This is a genomic window from Reyranella aquatilis (assembly GCF_020880995.1).
GTDB lineage: Bacteria > Pseudomonadota > Alphaproteobacteria > Reyranellales > Reyranellaceae > Reyranella > Reyranella aquatilis.
The window spans coordinates 167496-183698 of the sequence record NZ_JAJISD010000010.1 but is presented as its reverse complement, the minus strand read 5'-3'; the positions used below and the strand labels follow the sequence as shown (position 1 = coordinate 183698).

The following is a 16203-nucleotide window of genomic DNA, read 5'->3' as shown; positions in this document are numbered from 1 at the left end:
GCGTCAATTGCAGCAGCGGCCCAAAGTGCCGCGCCTGCCATGCACAGAAGCCCTTTCCTGCTCAGTCTCGGCGGCCTTCTGGCAATGGCCGCGGCGATGGGCGTCGGCCGCTTCGTCTACACCCCGATCCTCCCGCCGATGGTCGAGGCCATTCCCCTCACCAAGTCGCAGGCCGGCTTGATCGCCTCGGCGAATTTCGTGGGCTACCTCGCGGGCGCGGTGCTGGCATCGATGCGACTACCCGGCAGCCGGCGGCTCTGGCTGCTGTCTTCGCTCGCGGCAACTGCGATTTGTCTCCTCGACATGGGCTTCGCGTCGACGATGCCGGTTTTCCTGGCCCTGCGCTTCCTGGCGGGCGCCGCCAGTGCCTTTGCCTTGATCTTCAGTTCCGCGCTGGTGATCGATCGGCTGGCAGCGACCGGGAACGGTGCGCTCTCGGCGGTGCATTTCGCGGGCGTCGGCGTCGGTATCGCCGCCTCCGCGGCCGTCGTGGCACTGCTACTGCAAGCGGGTGCCGAGTGGACGACGCTCTGGTTCGCGAGCGCGGCGATGGCCGCGGCCGCAAGTCTCGCCGTCCTCTGGCTGGTGCCGCGCGACCAACCGACGGGGCAAACCGTGCAGAGGCCCGACGGTACGCGGCTCGATCTAGACTTCGCGGCACTGCTCGCGGCCTACGGCCTGTTCGGCTTCGGCTACGTCATCACCGCCACTTTCATCGTCGACATGGTGCGCGGGACGCCCTCGCTCGCCCATCTCGAACCGTACATCTGGATCCTGTTCGGTCTCTGCGCCGCGCCGTCGGTGGTGCTGTGGACGGCACTGGGCCGGCGCTGGGGCATCCTGCGCATCTATGCCGTGGCCTGCGTGGTCGAGGCGTCGGGCGTTGCCGCCAGTGCGCTGTGGCTGCATCCGGCGAGCATCCTCGTCTCGGCGGTGTTGGTCGGCGGCACCTTCGTCAGCCTGACGGCGCTCGGTCTCGTCGCCACCCGTTCGGGCGGCGGCGACCCGCGCGGCCGCATCGCCCTGATGACGGTCTCTTTCAGCATCGGCCAGATCGTGGGACCGGCCTTCGCCGGATATGTCTACGAGGCGACGGGCAGCCTCGCCACGCCGCTGCTGGCCGCCGTCGCCGCGCTGCTGCTCGCCGCCCTCCTCGCATTGCTGGCCGACGCGAGGCGCCGCGCCGTCAGCCCTTCCACGTAAAGGGGAAAAGCTGCTGGCGCACGAAGCCGTTCGGCATGTAGTCGCCCAGCACGCCGTACTTTCCGGGGAAACGCCGCTCGGACTTCACCGCCGTGCCGAAGATGTAGTCGATGAAGGCGAAGTGGGCGGCGTAGTTGCGATCGATCGCCTCGCGCTCCGAACTGTGATGCCAGTGATGGAAGTCGGGCGTCACGATCAGCCACTTCAGCGGCGCCTTCGCGAAGACGGCCGGCACCCGGACGTTGGCGTGGTTGAACACCGCCTGGAAGCCCACGATCACGATATAGACGTCTGTCACGGCCTGGCTGAAGCCCAGCACGTAGAGCACGCCCAGGATCGACACCCGCGTGGTCAGCAGTTCGAACAGATGCAGACGCGAGCCCGCCATCCAGTCCATGTATTCGGCGCTGTGGTGCACGGCGTGGAAACGCCACAGGAACGGGATCTCGTGATAGGCGCGATGCGTCCAGTACTGGACGAGATCGGCGACCAGCAGCACCAGAAACAGGGCCGCGAAAAACGGCAGGCCGCCCACCCACTTCTGCAACGGCGCCCACACCAGCCAGCCGAACAGGCTGTGGATCGCGAAGTTCACGATCAGCAGCGCCAGACCCACCAGCAGGTGGTTCACGATGAAATGCGTGAAGTCGGTCTGCCAGCCCGGCCGGAACACCGGCTGGTCGCGATGCAGCGGCACCAGTTTCTCGATCAGGATGAAGATCATGCTCGAGCCCAACAGGTCGAGGATGAACCAGTCGAGACCGATGTAGGGGGTGTTGTCGGGAAAATCCGCTACCGGGACGCGATGCCCGCCCATCGCCGCAGCGAGCGCGATCAGGGCCAGCGCCGTGCCGTTCAGCCAGCGATTGCGCCGCTGGACCAGATTGGCGATCGCCATGCCGCCCGCGATCACCATGCCGACCAGCAGCACCTGCCGCAGCAGGCCCACGTCGTACTTCTTGCGCAGGTCCGGCGTCGTCAGATACTCGGGAAAATGAAAGGCCAGCACCGCCAGCACGGCGAGGCCGCCGAGGGTGAGCGCGATGATCCCGGTGATCTTGCCCTTGCCGACCGGCAAGGGGCCGGACTGGTGAAACACGGCGGTGGTCTTCTTGACGACGGGCGGTGCTTTCATGCCCTGCGATTCTAGTGGCAACCGACGGTCGCTGCACCGGACAATTGCCCTGTGCTATTCACCGCCCGGTGACAATCCCCGCGACCTCCTCCTGGCCCGCCCTGGTCGCGACTTCGCGCGGCGCGCTGTGGCGCGCGCCCGACGGGACGGTGGAGCGCCTGTCGGGCGGCGATGCGAGCCTGAGGGCAGCCGGGCACCTGCCACTCGTCTGTCACGCGCCCGCCGTCGCGGCGCGGCTCGGACTGGAAGATCTTCCGGCACACGACCTGCTCGAACTCTTCGCCTTCGTCCGCCCGGCGCGCTTCTGCCTGCCGACCGTGCGCGGTCTCTGCGAAGCCCTCGACCTCGCCGTGCCGTCGACGCCGGAGGAAGAAGTGTCGGCGTTGCCGCAGATCGCACGCGCGCTGATCGACGAACTCGACGACATGGCGGCGCTCGCCTCGTCCGAGATGAAGGACACGGCGCTCGCCATGGCTCGCGGCCAATGGAGTTGGGGCGACGCGGTGCTGGCGGCGCTCGGCATCGATGCGGGTGGCAGGAAGCAGCGGCCGGGCGCCGGCCTCGACGTGTGGAAGAGCCTGCCGGTCTGGGAGGAACCGCCGCCCGCGCCGCCACCGGGCAGCCAGCCGGTCGAACCGCGCGAGGCGCGGCTGCGGCTGGCGCAGCTCATCTCCGCCGGCGCCAACATGGCGGAGGCGCGGCCGACCCAGAGCGACTATGCCTCCGCCGCCAGCGAGGCGTTCGCGCCGCGCACGGAAGAGGACAAGCCGCACGTCGTGCTGGTGGAGGCCGGCACCGGCGTCGGCAAGACGCTGGGCTATGTCGCGCCGGCCAGCCTGTGGGCCGAGAAGAACGGCGCGCCGGTCTGGATTTCGACCTACACCCGCAACCTGCAGCGCCAGATCGATACCGAACTCGACCGCCTGCATCGCGACTCGGCGGAGAAGCGGCGGCGGGTCGTCATCCGCAAGGGCCGCGAAAACTATCTCTGCCTGTTGAACTTCCAGGAAGCGGTGATGCGCACGGGTCTCGTGCCGGAGAACGCGGTCGGGCTCGGCCTGCTGGCGCGATGGGCACTGGCCAGCCGCGACGGCGACATGATCGGCGGCGACCTGCCGGCGTGGCTGCTGGATCTGGTGGGCCGCAGCCGCATCCAGCGGCTCGCCGACCGCCGTGGCGAATGCATCTACTCGGCCTGCGAGCATTACCGGAAATGCTTCGTCGAACGCACGATCCGGCGCGCGCGCCAGGCCGACATCGTGATCGCCAACCACGCGCTGGTGATGATCCAGGCGGCAATGGGCGGCCTCGACGACGGCACGCGGCCGCTGCGATACGTGTTCGACGAGGGCCATCACCTGTTCGACGCCGCCGACGGCGCGTTCGGCGCGCATCTGAGCGGCGTCGAGGCATCGGACCTGCGCCGCTGGCTGCTGGGCGCGGAGGGACGCCGCGGCAGCCGCGCGCGGGGATTGGAGCGCCGCCTCAGCGATCTTCTGGGCGAGGACGTCGAAGCCCAGAACGCCCTGCGCCGCCTCCTCGATCTGGCCCAGCAACTCCCCTCGCCGAACTGGCAGACCCGGCTGGCCGATGGCACCGTGCTCGGCCCCGCCGAGGAATTCCTGGCGCTGGTGCGCCAGCAGGTGCGCGCACGTTCGGCCGGCGACGACCAGGGCTTCGGCCAGGAATGCGACGTGCGACCGCTCAATCCCGGGCTGATCGCAGCGGCGGACCAGCTTGCGGAGGCGCTGGAGAAGATGCTGCAGCCGGTGCGACGGCTGCGCCAGGCGCTGCGCGCCAGGCTCGAAGGCGAGGCCGACAAGCTCGACTCCAGCCAGCGCTCGCGCATCGAAGGCGTGGCGCGCTCGCTCGCCAACCGCTGCGAGCTCACGCTCGAATCCTGGCGCGCCATGCTGCGCGGCCTGCACAATGACGCGGATCCGGCCTTCGTCGACTGGTTCGGCGTCGAGCGCGTGCAGGGCCGTGAATACGACGTCGGCATGTACCGCCACTATCTCGATCCGGCCGAGCCGTTCGTGAATGCGGTGATCCGCCCCGCACATGGCGCGGTGATCACTTCCGCCACGCTGCGCGATTCGCTGGGCGTACCCAGCGCCGCCAATGACGAGGACGTCTCGCGACTCGCCGACTGGACGGTGGCGGAGGCGCGCACCGGCACGCGTCATCTCGCAGCGCCGGCGATGCGCGCCGCGATGGCCTCGCCGTTCGACTATCCCAACGCGACCAAGGTCCTCGTGGTCAAGGACGTGAAGCGCGATGATCCGGATCAGGTGGCCGCGGCCTATCGCGAGCTGTTCCTCGCGGCAGGCGGTGGCGCGCTGGGCCTCTTCACCGCGATCGGCCGCCTGCGCGCCGTGCACCAGCGCATCGCGCCCGCGCTCGAGGAAGCGGGCCTTCCGCTCTATGCCCAGCATGTCGGCGGCATGGATGCCGCGACCCTTGTCGACATCTTCCGGGCCGAGGAGCATTCGTGCCTGCTGGGCACCGATGCGGTGCGCGATGGCGTCGACGTGCCCGGTCGCTCGCTGCGCCTCATCGTGTTCGACCGCGTACCCTGGCCGCGCCCCGACATCCTCCATCGCGCGCGCAAGGCGCACTGGAAGGCGGCCGGCGCAGGCGCCAACGGTTATGACGACATGCTGGCGCGGTTGCGCCTGAAGCAGGCTTATGGCCGGCTCGTTCGGCGCAGCGACGATCGCGGCGTGTTCGTGATGCTGGACTCGCGTCTGCCCAGCCGTTTGCTCAGCGCCTTTCCGCCCGGTGTGATCGTCGAGCGGTTGGGCCTTGCCGATGCCGTGTCAGAAACGCGGCGATTCCTGGAAAGTTGAGCCCGCGGCAACGATCATCGCGAGGGGCAGTTTCTCCGGTATCGACCAATCACGGAGGAACTCATGAACAAGCTTGTTGCGATCACCGCCGCTACCCTGCTCATCGGCGGCTCCGCCATGGCCCAGTTCGGCGGCAGCGCGGGCGGATCGGCCGGCGGGAGCGCCGGTACGGGCGGCGGCGCCTCGGTGGGAGGCGGCGCGACGACGACGGCACCGGGTGCCGGCGCAGCGGTGAAACCCGGCCCGGGTGGCGCCTCGGGGGGAGCGGGTATCGGCGCGACCGGAAGCGGTACCGCACCCGCCCCGGGCGGCAGCTCGGTGAACCAGGGTATGGCGCCTGCCCCGTCGGGATCCGGCGGCGCGTCGGGCGGTGCGACCGGCACCACGCGCTGACGAGTACCACTTCCAGCGACGGCCCGCTCCCATGGAGCGGGCCGTCTGCCGTTTGCGCCCTTGGCGAAGGGCCTCATCGCCGCTCATAATCCGCTCGGGGAGCGGTGAATGATGGCGAGATCGAAAAGCAGGGCAGCCGGCGTTCGACCGACCCTCCATGAAGCCGCGGAAATCGTCGGGATCCAGGTGCCCGTCGGTCGGATCTTCGCCCGGCGACTGCATTGGCAGACCGTCCTCGACGCGGGATCGAACCCGGCGATCTATCGCCTCTACAATGCGCCGCCGCGCAGTCGTGTCGATCCGGGCAATGCGATGCTCGTCGAAGTCGATGGCGCGAAGCAGAAGATCCAGGTGGCACCGGGCACCTCGACCGACATGCGCGCCAAGAAGATCCGTGTGAAAGCCGGCACCGGCGGTGCCACCCCCTCGGTGGAAGGCTGGTACGTCCTTGTCTCGTGAGGGTCGCCGGGTCGGGCCTGCCTCCTCCCGGTGCAATGGCGTGGCCGGGATCGCTTCTGGTACAAGGACCTGACTTGAAGCGGCTTTTCAGCCCAGCCCGGGAAGACATGCGCCTTTCGACCAAGCTCCTCCTCACGGCCGCGGCCTTCGTTGTCGGCGGCGCCGGCATCTACGCCTTCGCCTATTATCTCTATCCGCCTCCCACCATGCGCCCGGCGGCCACGCCCGCCCGCCCGGCCTCGCCGCCCGCGGTCGCCACGCCGTCGGGTCCCACGGTGGCCCAGCTCTTCGACGATTGCGTGCGCGGCGCCTGGCCCACCACCAAGGATGCGGAGGCCCGGAACGTCGCCTGCTCCAAGGCACTTCAGACCCGCCAGCTGAAGCCGCCGGAAATCGCGCTGGCCCGCCTCACGCGCGGCGTCGCGCGGACCATGCTTGGCGACAAGGTCCTGGCCGCCGAGGACTATTCGGAGGCATTGAAGCACTATGACGGCGTGGTCGATCCGAGGAATCCGGACGCGCTGAACCTCTACCGGCGCGCGACCTCGCTGCACGCGGTAGGGGAAACCGATCGTGCCCTCTCAGACTACAGCGACGCCATCCGCGTCGATCCCAACAATTCGCTCGGCTATCTCGGCCGCGGTGTCCTGCTGGCCACGCGCAAGCGTGCTTTCAATCGTGCCATCGAGGACTTCGACAAGGTGCTCGTGCTGGAGCCCGACAACGTCGATGCTCTGATCGCCCGCGGCAACGCCTACAGTCAGCTCGGCGACAACGGGCGCGCGCTGGCCGACCTCGATCGCGCGATCATTCTCGCGCCGGACGATCCGCAGGCCTATGTCATTCGAGGTCTCGCCAACAATCGCCGCGGTGAGCCGCAGCTGGCGATGCAGGACTACAATACGGCCCTGCAGAAGGCGCCGCGTTATCCGCAGGCGCTCGCCAACCGCGCCGCGCTGCTTTCGGCCGAGGGCAACTACAACCAGGCGCTGGCCGACCTGGACCAATCCATCGCAGCCGATGCCGACAATCCCGTCGCCTACTACAATCGCGGCTACGTCCATTTCGCCAAGCACGAATATGACAAGGCGCTGGCCGACTACGACAACGCCATCAAGCTCGATCCGTCGATGGGCTTGGCCTACAACAACCGCTGCCTGGTCCGCGCCATCACCGGCAAGGACCTCGCCGCCGGCCTGCAGGATTGCGACACCGCGCAGAAGCTGATGCCGCTGAACCTGGACGTCCGGATCACACGCGGCTTCATCTATCTCAAGCTACGCGATCCGCAACTGGCCATCCGGGCCTACGATGCGGCTCTCGACGTCGATCCCAACCGGCCCCTCGCCCTCTATGGCCGCGGCATCGCCCGCATCATGAACGGCGAGACTCGCGAAGGCGAGGGCGACAAGGCGGCCGCCTTAACCCTCGACCCCGAGGTCGCCGACCAGTTCGCGGTCTACGGCATCAAGTAAGGTCAGGTCAGTAGCCGGCCGTACGGTCGACCACCTCCTTCAACGGTTCGCCGTCGAGAAATCGCTTCAGGTTCTCGACGAAGAGCCGCGAGACGAAGCGGTCCCGCTGCGGGTGCGGGCCGCCGATGTGCGGCAGCACGACGATGCCCGGTGCCGTCCAAAAGGGATGCTCCGACGGCAGCGGCTCCTGCCGGAACACATCGAGCAGCGCGCCGGCGATCTTCCCGTCCTTCGTCGCGGCCATCAGATCGCCGTCGTCGACGATCTGGCCGCGGCCGAAGTTCAGCAGCCAGGCCGTCGGCTTCATCCGGGCCAGCCGCTTCGCATCGATGAAGTTCTCGGTCTCCGGCGTGGCCGGCAGCAGCAGGAGTACGAAGTCCGACTGCGCAAGGACCTCGTCGGTCTGCGACGGCGCGAGCACTTCCGCAACGTTGGGAATACGGGTCGGCCGCCGCTTGGTGCCAATGACGTGCATGCCGAGGGCGACCGCGATGCGCGCCACCTCCTGGCCGATGGCGCCGAGGCCCAGAATGCCGAGCGTCTTGCCGGTCAGCGGCTGCGCCACCGTATGAACCCACTTGCTTTGCTTCTGGTACTCGGCGACCCGCGCATAGGGCTTGGCGACATGGAAAAGCGCACCGATGATGTTCTCCGGCATCGATTCGGTGTGCGTACCGCGCGCGCAGGTGAGCGTCAGTGCCGGCGGCAGGTCGGGCAGCGCCAGCCAGTTGTCGACCCCGGCACTCATCGCCTGCGCCCAGCGCAGCCTCGGCATGGCCGGCAGCAGGCCGGGCGGCACCGCTCCCGCCATCAGCACCTCGGTGCGGGCGAGTTGTTCGGGCGAGGGCTTCTCCTTGCGCGGCAGCGTGTCGACCGCGACGCGGTCGGCCAGTCCCGCCGCCTGGATGGCGTCGAGATAGGCCGTCGCGGCGTCCGTCCAGAGCAGGACGTGGGCGCGATTGGTGGCAGACATCGGTCCTAGAGCCCCTGCCCGCCGGCGACCGCGATGGTCTGGCCGGTGACCCAGGAGGCAAACGGCGAGGCGAGGAACAGCGCCACGTTGGCGACCTCCTCGGCGTGTCCCATGCGGCCGAACGGGATCGAGGCCAGCGTGCCGTTGTAGAGCGCGGGATTGTCGGTCTTGCGCCTGTCCCAGACGCCGCCGGGAAACTCGATCGAGCCGGGGGCGATGCAGTTCACGCGGATGCGATCCTTCGCGTACATCGCCGCCTGCGTGACCGTGTAGTGGATCACCGCCGCCTTGATGGCCCCGTAGGGTGGCTGGCGCGCCGCCGGATGAAGCGCGGAGATCGACGAGATGTTGACGACGTTGCCTTGCGACTTCTTCAGCTCCGGCAGCGCCTCCTGCGTGGCATGCACGATCGAGAGCATGTCCACCGCGAGGCTGGCGGTCCAACCCTTGTCGTCGTCGGACGAGCCGAAGGCCGATGCGTTGTTCACCAGGAAGTCGACACCCCCCAGCGCTCCGATCGCCTCACGCACATAGCCGCGCACGGCGTCGCCCTTGGAAAGGTCGGCGCTGGCGGCATGGGTCTTGTGCCCGTGCTTGGCGAGTTCGGCGCGGGTTTCCTCGAGCGTCGTGGCGTCACGCGCGCAGATCGACACGTCGCCCCCGCAGGCGGCGAAGCCCATTGCGATGGCCTTGCCGATGCCCCGGCTGCCGCCGCACACGATTGCCTTCTTGCCCGTGAAATCCAGCTTCATCGCTTCCTCTCCCTCCGACTCGGCGCAGGTACTGCACCGTGACGTCATGCAACGGGGGTCACGGTGGCGGTCGCGGTATCCCAAATCAAGCCGGGCGTCCCGGTGTCCGGAACGACAAGCGGTTTTCCCGCTCACGTTGGAGTGACGAAAATTTTCATGGAGAACGCGCGCCTGCCCCTGCATCATGGCGAGAATCGCCCGGAAGCGGCGAACGGGGAGCGCGATCGAGGTGCGGACGGTTTGGGCGCTCATGGCGCCGGTGCTTCTGCACCTGATTCTGGCTGCACCGGTACTTGCCGGCGAACCCGTGTCCGGCGTCGACATCCTCGTCCGCAGCAAATCAGACGGCCGGATCGTGATCCAGACGGTAACCGACGACCGCGGCTCCATCCTCATCAAGGAGATGCGGCCCGGACCCTACAGTGTCGAGGCCGGAAGCAAACTTCCCGCGGCGCTCATCAGGCGCAGCGGCTCGTGGGGCGTGGCCCTGATCCCCCTCGCAACAAAGACCGCTACGCCGCAGAACCATCGCACCAAGCCCACAGCGCATGGCATGCACGTCGACATCGTCGTGCCCGACGGAGCCCCCATCACCTTCACGATCATCCTCACTTACTGAGCCCGTCGACACGCGCAGCGCGAGGGTCTCGTGTTGAACAGCGAAACGAGTCCGCTAGACTGCCTCCCAATAAAGAAAGCACAGGAGGCTACGTTCAAATGACCAGGATTGCGATTCCACGCCGGCGTGCGCTGCTGCTCACGGGCGGCGCCCTTGCCGCTCCCATGATCGCATCGGGCATTGCCCGGGCGCAAAGCGACTGGCCCAACCGGCCGGTGAAGTACATCGTGGTGTTTCCGGCCGGCGGCCCGACCGACACCCTTTCCCGCATCGTCTGCCAGGAACTCTCCGAGCTCACGGGGCAGCAGTTCATCATCGAGAACCGCGCCGGCTCCGGCGGCAACATCGGCGCCGACGTGATCGCCAAGTCTCCGCCGGACGGCTACACGATCGGCCTCTACACGATCGCCGCGCACGCCATCGCGCCCACGCTCTATACCAAGCTGCCGTTCGATGCCGGCAAGGATTTCACGGGCATCGCGATGCTGTGGGCGGTGCCCAACATGCTGATGACCCGGCTCGATTTTCCGGCCAACACCATCCCCGAACTGATCGCACTGGCGAAGGCCAATCCGGGCAAGTACTCGTTCGCCTCGTCGGGCGCCGGCACCAGTCCTCACCTCACCGGCGAGATGTTCAAGCAGATGGCCGGCGTCAACCTGCTGCACGTTCCCTACAAGGGCAGCGCGCCAGCGCATCAGGACATCCTCGCGGGCCAGGTCGACATGATGTTCGACAACATTCCCGGCCCGCTCGGCCTGATGAAGGGCGGCAAGGTGAAGGGCTTCGCGGTGACGTCGAAGGAGCGCCATCCCGCGGTTCCCGACAAGCCGACCTTCGCGGAGTTCCTGCCGGGCTTCGAGATCACCTCGTGGGGCGGGGTCTGCGCGCCGGCCGGCGTGCCGCCGGCCATGGTCGAGAAGCTCTCGGCCCTCACCAAGCAGGCGCTGCAGAAGCCCAGCGTCAAGGCCGCCTTCGACCAGCAGGGCGCCGCGCAGATCTGGATGACGCCCAGCGACACGATGGCCTTCCGGGCCGCCGAGGAAAAGAAACTCGCGCCGGTCATCAAGGCGTCGGGAGCGAAGGTGGAGTAGCTTCGTCGCCCTGAGCAGTCCTTCCGAGGGTGACGATGCCATCGAAGAAAGTCCTGGTCGCCGGTGCCACCGGCCTCGTCGGCTATGCCGCCATGAAGCACTTCGCAGCTGTCGAAGGCTGCGAAGTGATCGCCGTGTCGCGCCGCCGGCCCGACGAGACATACGGCGCACGCTGGCTGCCGCTCGATCTCACCGATCCGGCCGCCTGCGAGGCGCTGGCGCCTGAGTTTGCGGGCGTCACGCACCTCGCCTATGCCGCGCTCTACGAGCGGCCCGGGCTGGTCGCGGGCTGGCAGGAAGAGGAGCAGATCCGCACCAACGACCTGATGCTGCGCAACCTCATGGCACCGCTCGAGCGTGCCGCTCCCGGATTGAGGCATGTCGCGCTGCTGCAGGGCACCAAGGCCTACGGTGTGCACGTGCGGCCGCTCACCGTGCCGGCGCGTGAGAACCGCTCGGAGATGCACGAGCAGCCGAATTTCTACTGGAACCAGGAGCGCTTCCTGCGCGAGCGCCAGCCGGGGAAGGGCTGGAGCTGGTCGATCCTGCGGCCCGTGCTGATCGTCGGCGATTCGGTGGGCAGCGCCATGAACGTCATTCCCGCGCTCGGCGTCTACGCCGCCTTCATGCGCAAGGCCGGCAAGAAGGTGCTGGAGTATCCAGGTGGCGTCGGGCGCGTGGCGCAGGCCGTCGATGCCGACCTGCTGGCGCGGGCGATCGCCTGGTCGGGCGAGGCGGCCACCGCCCGCAACGAGATATTCAACGTCACCAACGGCGACGTCTTCGTCTGGCCCAACGTCTGGCCCGCCATCGCCGACGCGCTGGGCTTCGAGCCGGGCGCCCATGTGCCACTGGCGCTCGACCGCGAGATCCGCCCCCGTGAAGCGGAATGGGCCGAGATTCGCCGCGCCCATGGGCTTGCATCGGGCACGCTCCGGGACTTCGTCGGCCTGTCTTTCGAATATGCCGACTACACGATGGGCTTCGGCCGCACCGAGCCCGGGCCGCCGGCCATCGTCTCGACCATCAAGCTGATGCAGGCCGGCTTCACCGAGGTGATGGACACCGAGGCGATGTTCCGGAAGTGCTTTGCCGCGATGCAGGCGAAAAGGCTGCTGCCGCGTCCCTGAACCGCGGCGGCCGCTCGCAGGACGGCTGTCGTCAAATTGTCATACGGGCCCCGCACCTTCCCCGGCCATTGGGACGGCTTGGAGGCCTGCATGAAGAGCGATCTGGACCGCGAGACGCTGGAGGAGCGAATCCGTCGCGAGCTGGCGGACGGCATCGACGAGGAGCTGGAGCTCGAGCTGGGCGACGAGATGCTGGCGCGGATGAGCGAGCCGGGGCGGCCCTCGTCGCCGCAGGACGGAATCGACCGGAAGCTCTACTTCACCGAGCTCCTGCGGCTGCAGCGCGAGCTGATCAAGCTGCAGTCCTGGGTGGTCGACCAGAAGCTCAAGCTCGTCGTCCTGTTCGAGGGCCGAGACGCGGCCGGCAAGGGCGGCGTGATCAAGCGCGTCGCGCAGCGGCTGAACCCGCGCATCTGCCGGACGGTGGCCCTCTCCGCTCCCTCGGAGCGCGAGCGCACCCAGTGGTACTTCCAGCGCTATGTCACCCATCTGCCGGCGGCCGGTGAAATCGTGCTGTTCGATCGCAGCTGGTACAATCGCGCCGGCGTCGAGCGCGTGATGGGGTTCTGCAGCGAAAGCGATGTCCAGGACTTCTTCCAGACGGTGCCCGAGTTCGAGCGCATGCTGGTGCGCTCGGGCATCATCCTGCTCAAGTACTGGTTCTCGATCACCGACGAGGAACAGAACCTGCGCTTCCTCATGCGCATCCACGATCCGATGAAGCAGTGGAAGCTGTCGCCGATGGACCTGGAGTCGCGGCGGCGCTGGGAGGAATACACCAAGGCCAAGGAGGAGATGCTGGCGCGGACCCACATCCCGGAGGCGCGCTGGTGGGTGGTCGAGGGCAACAACAAGCGCCGCGCCCGGCTGAATTGCATCCACCACCTTTTGCAACAAGTGCCGTATAAGGACGTTGAACAGCAGCCGATCGTCCTGCCGAAGCGCGAGCACAAGCCCGACTACGCCCGAACGCCGGTCGCTCCCGAACTCTATGTCCCGGCGGTCTACTGATGGATTTCTTCAGGCGCTTCACCTTCCTCGTCTGCGCTCCGGCCTTCGACGCAGACGACCTCGAAGGGCTTCGGCTCGGCGAAATCACCGTCTCCATCGAGAAGATGGGCTTCCAGGTCGTGCGGGCTCGCCGCATCGAGGATGCCGAGATGGTGGTCCAGACCGACGCCGCCATCGGCTGCATGGTCGTCGACTGGGGCAAGAAGGGTCTCGACGGCAAGGCCGCTGCGATGATCAACATGATGCGGCGCCGCGGACTGGAGATGCCGATCGTCATCCTGGTGCGCCGCAAGCGGCTGCAGGACATCCCCGTCGAGGTGATGGACTACATCGACGGCTACATCTTCCTATCCGAGGAGACACCGGAGTTCATCGCCAAGAACCTCGTGAGCCGCCTCAAGCAGTATGCCGAGACGCTGAAGACTCCGTTCTTCGGCGAGCTGGTCGACTATGCCGAGGAAGGCAACCAGCTCTGGACCTGCCCCGGCCACAATGGCGGCATCTTCTACAACAGGAGCCCGATCGGCCGGATCTTCGTCGAGCATCTGGGGGAAGCGGTGTTCCGCGACGATCTCGACAATTCCGTGCTCGATCTCGGCGACCTGCTGGTCCACGAGGGTCCGGCTCTGAAGGCCCAGAAGGAAGCCGCCGCCATCTTCGGCGCGGAAAAGACCTACTTCGTCCTGAACGGCACCTCGTCGTCCAACAAGATCGTGCTGCAGGCCCTCATCGCCGAGGGCGACCTGGTGCTGTTCGACCGCAACAACCACAAGGCGGCCCATCACGGCGCGCTGTTCCTCGGCAACGGCATCCCGATCTATCTCGAGACCGACCGCAACGCCCACGGGCTGATCGGCCCGATCTTCCACGAGGCGCTCGACGAGGCGGCCATCCGCGAGAAGATCCGCACCAACCCGCTGGTCAAGGACAAGGAGGCGTGGAAGCGCGAGCGGCCGTTCCGGGTCGCCGTCATCGAGCAGTGCACCTACGACGGCACCATCAACGACGCCCGCCTGATCGTCGAGAAGATCGGCCATCTCTGCGACTACATCCTGTTCGACGAGGCCTGGGCGGGCTTCATGAAGTTCCACCCGCTCTATGCCGGCCGCTTCGCCATGGGACTGACCAATCTCGGCCCGGACAGTCCCGGCATCATCGCCACCCAGTCGGCGCACAAGCAGCTCGCGAGCTTCAGCCAGGCCTCGCAGATCCATGTCCGCGACCGCCACATCAAGGGCCAGCGGCGGCGCATCGAGCATCGCCGCTTCAACGAGTTCTTCATGCTGCACGCCTCGACGTCGCCGTTCTATCCGATCTTCGCGTCGCTCGACGTCGGCGCGCAGATGATGAAGGGGCGTTCGGGCGAGGTGCTGTGGGACGACACGATTCGCCTCGGCATCGAGATCCGCAAGAAGATGCGTGCCATCCGCCGCGAGTTCGAGGACAAGGAGCGCGACCTCGCCCGGCGCTGGTTCTTCGAGCCCTTCGTGCCCAACCGCGTCACCGTCGGCGGACGCGAGCAGGCCTGGGAGGAAGTCGCGACCGACGACCTCGCCGTCGATGCCCGCTACTGGGAACTCTCGCCCGGGGCCGGCTGGCACGGCTTCACCCATGTAGCCCCGGGCTATGCGATCACCGATCCCAACAAGCTGATCGTGCTGACGCCGGGCTTCGACCGCGAGACGGGTCGGTATGCCAGTCACGGCATTCCGGCCCCGGTCGTCGCGCAGTATCTGCGCGAGAACCAGATCGTGCCGGAAAAGAACGACCTCAACTCGCTGCTGTTCCTGATGACGCCGGGCGTCGAGTCGAGCAAGGCCGGCACCCTGCTCAGCGCCATGGTGATCTTCAAGCGGTTGCATGACGAGAATGCGCGCCTTGAGGACGTGATCAGCGAGTTCGTGCGGCGCCGTCCCGGCCGCTACGCCGGGCTGCGGCTGCGCGATCTCTGCGCGGAAATGCACGCCTTCTTCCGCGAAGCCAACGTGAGCTTCCTGCAGCGCGCGCAGTTCGCACCGCAGCACCTGCCTGATCCGGCGATGCCGCCGCACGAGGCGGTGCGCCAGCTCGTGCGCAACAACGTCGACTACGTGCCGATCGACCAGGCGGCCGGGCGCATCGCCACCACCATGTTCGTGGTCTATCCGCCCGGCATCGCCAGTATCGTGCCGGGCGAACGTCTCGACGAACGGGCCAAGCCGATGCTCGACTATCTGCGCATGTTCGAGAAGAGCGCCAATCTCTTCCCCGGCTTCGACGTCGAGATCCAGGGCATCTATCGCGAGATCGACAAGAACGGCGTCGTGCGCTTCTACACCTACGTGGTGCGCGAGTAGGCGATCTCGACCGGCGGCGTCGTGGTGCCCGCGCCGATGGCGCGCTGCATCAGGACGCTGTCGGCCCATTTGCCGTACTTGAAGCCCACACCTTGAAGCAGGCCGGCGCGGCGAAAACCGTGCGCCTCGTGCAGGCTGAGCGATGCGACGTTGTCGGCGTCGATATAGGCGAACATCTGGCGATAGCCGACACTGGCGCAGGCCTCGATCAGCGCCGGCAGGAGCTGGCGGCCGATCCCGGTTCCGACGTGCCGGGGATGGACGTAGATCGAATGCTTGACCGCGTAGCGATAGGCAGGACGCTTGCGGAACGGCACCGCGTAGGCATAGCCCACGATCGCGCCGTCTCGCTCAGCTGCGAGATGCGGCAGCCGGCGCCGCAGCATGTTCTTGCGCCGGCGCTTGATGTCGTCGGCCTGCGTCGGCTCGATGTCGACTTCCCCGAGGCCGCGCGTGATGTGATGCGTGTAGATCGCGATCATGGCCGCCACGTCGTTTTCCGTCGAGGGACGTACCACCAGGCTGCCCTGCGGCCTGTCGAGCGCGGACTCGCCTGCTGCTGCCATCATCCGATCCTCCTGTGAGACGCCGGGATCAAACACGCCTCCATGACCGTTTCATGTCGGCAAAAAAAGAGGGCCCGGAGAGTTTGCACTCTCCAGGCCCCCAGACGCCCCCTCTAAACTCGCTGGCGCCGCGGCGATCTCTCGAACCGCGTCGCTCCATGCCCGCGAAGATACGGGCGGATGCGGTTCCCGCACAGGGGTCGCTTGG

General features: G+C 67.4%; 14 protein-coding genes. 10 read left to right on the top strand and 4 right to left on the bottom strand.

All coding sequences use genetic code 11. The annotated features are described in order from the left end of the window. Positions 1–39 precede the first annotated feature (39 nt). Entirely contained in the window at positions 40–1203 is a 1164-nt protein-coding gene (locus tag LJ725_RS21800) for a YbfB/YjiJ family MFS transporter (protein WP_230553020.1), read from the top strand. On the opposite strand, the gene LJ725_RS21795 is transcribed toward LJ725_RS21800, so the two are convergent. Continuing rightward, positions 1187–2338, bottom strand: a complete 1152-nt coding sequence (locus tag LJ725_RS21795) for a sterol desaturase family protein (protein ID WP_230553018.1) — start codon at positions 2336–2338, stop codon at positions 1187–1189. The two genes, LJ725_RS21800 and LJ725_RS21795, sit on opposite strands and share 17 nt — an antisense overlap. A 68-nt stretch (positions 2339–2406) precedes the next feature. Between LJ725_RS21795 and LJ725_RS29230 the strand changes: the two genes are divergently transcribed. The 4 genes from LJ725_RS29230 (at position 2407) to LJ725_RS21775 (ending at position 7514) form a co-directional block, all read left to right on the top strand. Then, complete coding sequence (locus LJ725_RS29230; protein WP_230553016.1) at positions 2407–5187, top strand: ATP-dependent DNA helicase; 2781 nt, start codon at positions 2407–2409, stop codon at positions 5185–5187. A 63-nt stretch (positions 5188–5250) separates the two neighbouring features. Further along, a complete protein-coding gene (locus LJ725_RS21785) occupies positions 5251–5580 on the top strand; it encodes a hypothetical protein (protein WP_230553014.1) in 330 nt (109 codons plus the stop codon). Between the two features lie 111 nt (positions 5581–5691). Continuing rightward, positions 5692–6039, top strand: a complete 348-nt coding sequence (locus tag LJ725_RS21780) for a hypothetical protein (protein ID WP_230553013.1) — start codon at positions 5692–5694, stop codon at positions 6037–6039. A gap of 107 nt (positions 6040–6146) precedes the next feature. Next, on the top strand, positions 6147–7514 hold the full coding sequence (locus LJ725_RS21775; RefSeq protein ID WP_230553012.1) for a tetratricopeptide repeat protein: 1368 nt from the start codon (positions 6147–6149) through the stop codon (positions 7512–7514). A 7-nt stretch (positions 7515–7521) separates the two neighbouring features. Here the strand turns inward: LJ725_RS21775 and LJ725_RS21770 are convergent, their stop codons facing one another. Continuing rightward, on the bottom strand, positions 7522–8487 hold the full coding sequence (locus LJ725_RS21770) for a D-2-hydroxyacid dehydrogenase (RefSeq protein WP_230553011.1): 966 nt from the start codon (positions 8485–8487) through the stop codon (positions 7522–7524). 5 nt (positions 8488–8492) lie between these two features. Further along, positions 8493–9239: an SDR family NAD(P)-dependent oxidoreductase gene (locus LJ725_RS21765; RefSeq protein ID WP_230553010.1), complete on the bottom strand. Its 747-nt coding sequence runs from the start codon at positions 9237–9239 to the stop codon at positions 8493–8495. 250 nt (positions 9240–9489) lie between these two features. Here LJ725_RS21765 and LJ725_RS21760 point away from each other — a divergent pair, with 250 nt between their 5' ends. From LJ725_RS21760 to LJ725_RS21740, 5 genes are all read left to right on the top strand, one after another. Beyond that, positions 9490–9858, top strand: coding sequence for a carboxypeptidase-like regulatory domain-containing protein (locus LJ725_RS21760; protein WP_230553009.1), 369 nt, complete (start codon positions 9490–9492; stop codon positions 9856–9858). A gap of 98 nt (positions 9859–9956) precedes the next feature. Continuing rightward, complete coding sequence (locus tag LJ725_RS21755; protein WP_230553008.1) at positions 9957–10952, top strand: Bug family tripartite tricarboxylate transporter substrate binding protein; 996 nt, start codon at positions 9957–9959, stop codon at positions 10950–10952. Positions 10953–10987: 35 nt separating this feature from the next. Continuing rightward, a complete protein-coding gene (locus LJ725_RS21750; RefSeq protein ID WP_230553007.1) occupies positions 10988–12082 on the top strand; it encodes an NAD-dependent epimerase/dehydratase family protein in 1095 nt (364 codons plus the stop codon). 90 nt (positions 12083–12172) lie between these two features. Continuing rightward, positions 12173–13093, top strand: coding sequence for a polyphosphate kinase 2 (gene ppk2 / locus LJ725_RS21745; protein WP_230553006.1), 921 nt, complete (start codon positions 12173–12175; stop codon positions 13091–13093). Further along, positions 13093–15429: an Orn/Lys/Arg family decarboxylase gene (locus LJ725_RS21740; RefSeq protein WP_230553005.1), complete on the top strand. Its 2337-nt coding sequence runs from the start codon at positions 13093–13095 to the stop codon at positions 15427–15429. The genes ppk2 and LJ725_RS21740 overlap by 1 nt, the downstream gene beginning before the upstream one ends. Here the strand turns inward: LJ725_RS21740 and LJ725_RS21735 are convergent. Continuing rightward, entirely contained in the window at positions 15411–15998 is a 588-nt protein-coding gene (locus LJ725_RS21735; RefSeq protein WP_230553003.1) for a GNAT family N-acetyltransferase, read from the bottom strand. The two genes, LJ725_RS21740 and LJ725_RS21735, sit on opposite strands and share 19 nt — an antisense overlap. Positions 15999–16203 lie beyond the last annotated feature (205 nt).

Bases quoted from the DNA above. Each gene is read 5' to 3' on its own strand.
- LJ725_RS21750 (WP_230553007.1), top strand. From the start codon at position 10,988: ATGCCATCGAAGAAAGTCCTGGTCGCCGGTGCCACCGGCCTCGTCGGC.
- LJ725_RS21785 (WP_230553014.1), top strand. From the start codon at position 5,251: ATGAACAAGCTTGTTGCGATCACCGCCGCTACCCTGCTCATCGGCGGC.
- ppk2 (WP_230553006.1), top strand. From the start codon at position 12,173: ATGAAGAGCGATCTGGACCGCGAGACGCTGGAGGAGCGAATCCGTCGC.
- LJ725_RS21760 (WP_230553009.1), top strand. From the start codon at position 9,490: ATGGCGCCGGTGCTTCTGCACCTGATTCTGGCTGCACCGGTACTTGCC.
- LJ725_RS21780 (WP_230553013.1), top strand. From the start codon at position 5,692: ATGGCGAGATCGAAAAGCAGGGCAGCCGGCGTTCGACCGACCCTCCAT.
- LJ725_RS21735 (WP_230553003.1), bottom strand. From the start codon at position 15,998: ATGATGGCAGCAGCAGGCGAGTCCGCGCTCGACAGGCCGCAGGGCAGC.
- LJ725_RS21795 (WP_230553018.1), bottom strand. From the start codon at position 2,338: ATGAAAGCACCGCCCGTCGTCAAGAAGACCACCGCCGTGTTTCACCAG.
- LJ725_RS21775 (WP_230553012.1), top strand. From the start codon at position 6,147: ATGCGCCTTTCGACCAAGCTCCTCCTCACGGCCGCGGCCTTCGTTGTC.
- LJ725_RS21755 (WP_230553008.1), top strand. From the start codon at position 9,957: ATGACCAGGATTGCGATTCCACGCCGGCGTGCGCTGCTGCTCACGGGC.
- LJ725_RS21765 (WP_230553010.1), bottom strand. From the start codon at position 9,239: ATGAAGCTGGATTTCACGGGCAAGAAGGCAATCGTGTGCGGCGGCAGC.
- LJ725_RS21740 (WP_230553005.1), top strand. From the start codon at position 13,093: ATGGATTTCTTCAGGCGCTTCACCTTCCTCGTCTGCGCTCCGGCCTTC.
- LJ725_RS21770 (WP_230553011.1), bottom strand. From the start codon at position 8,487: ATGTCTGCCACCAATCGCGCCCACGTCCTGCTCTGGACGGACGCCGCG.
- LJ725_RS21800 (WP_230553020.1), top strand. From the start codon at position 40: ATGCACAGAAGCCCTTTCCTGCTCAGTCTCGGCGGCCTTCTGGCAATG.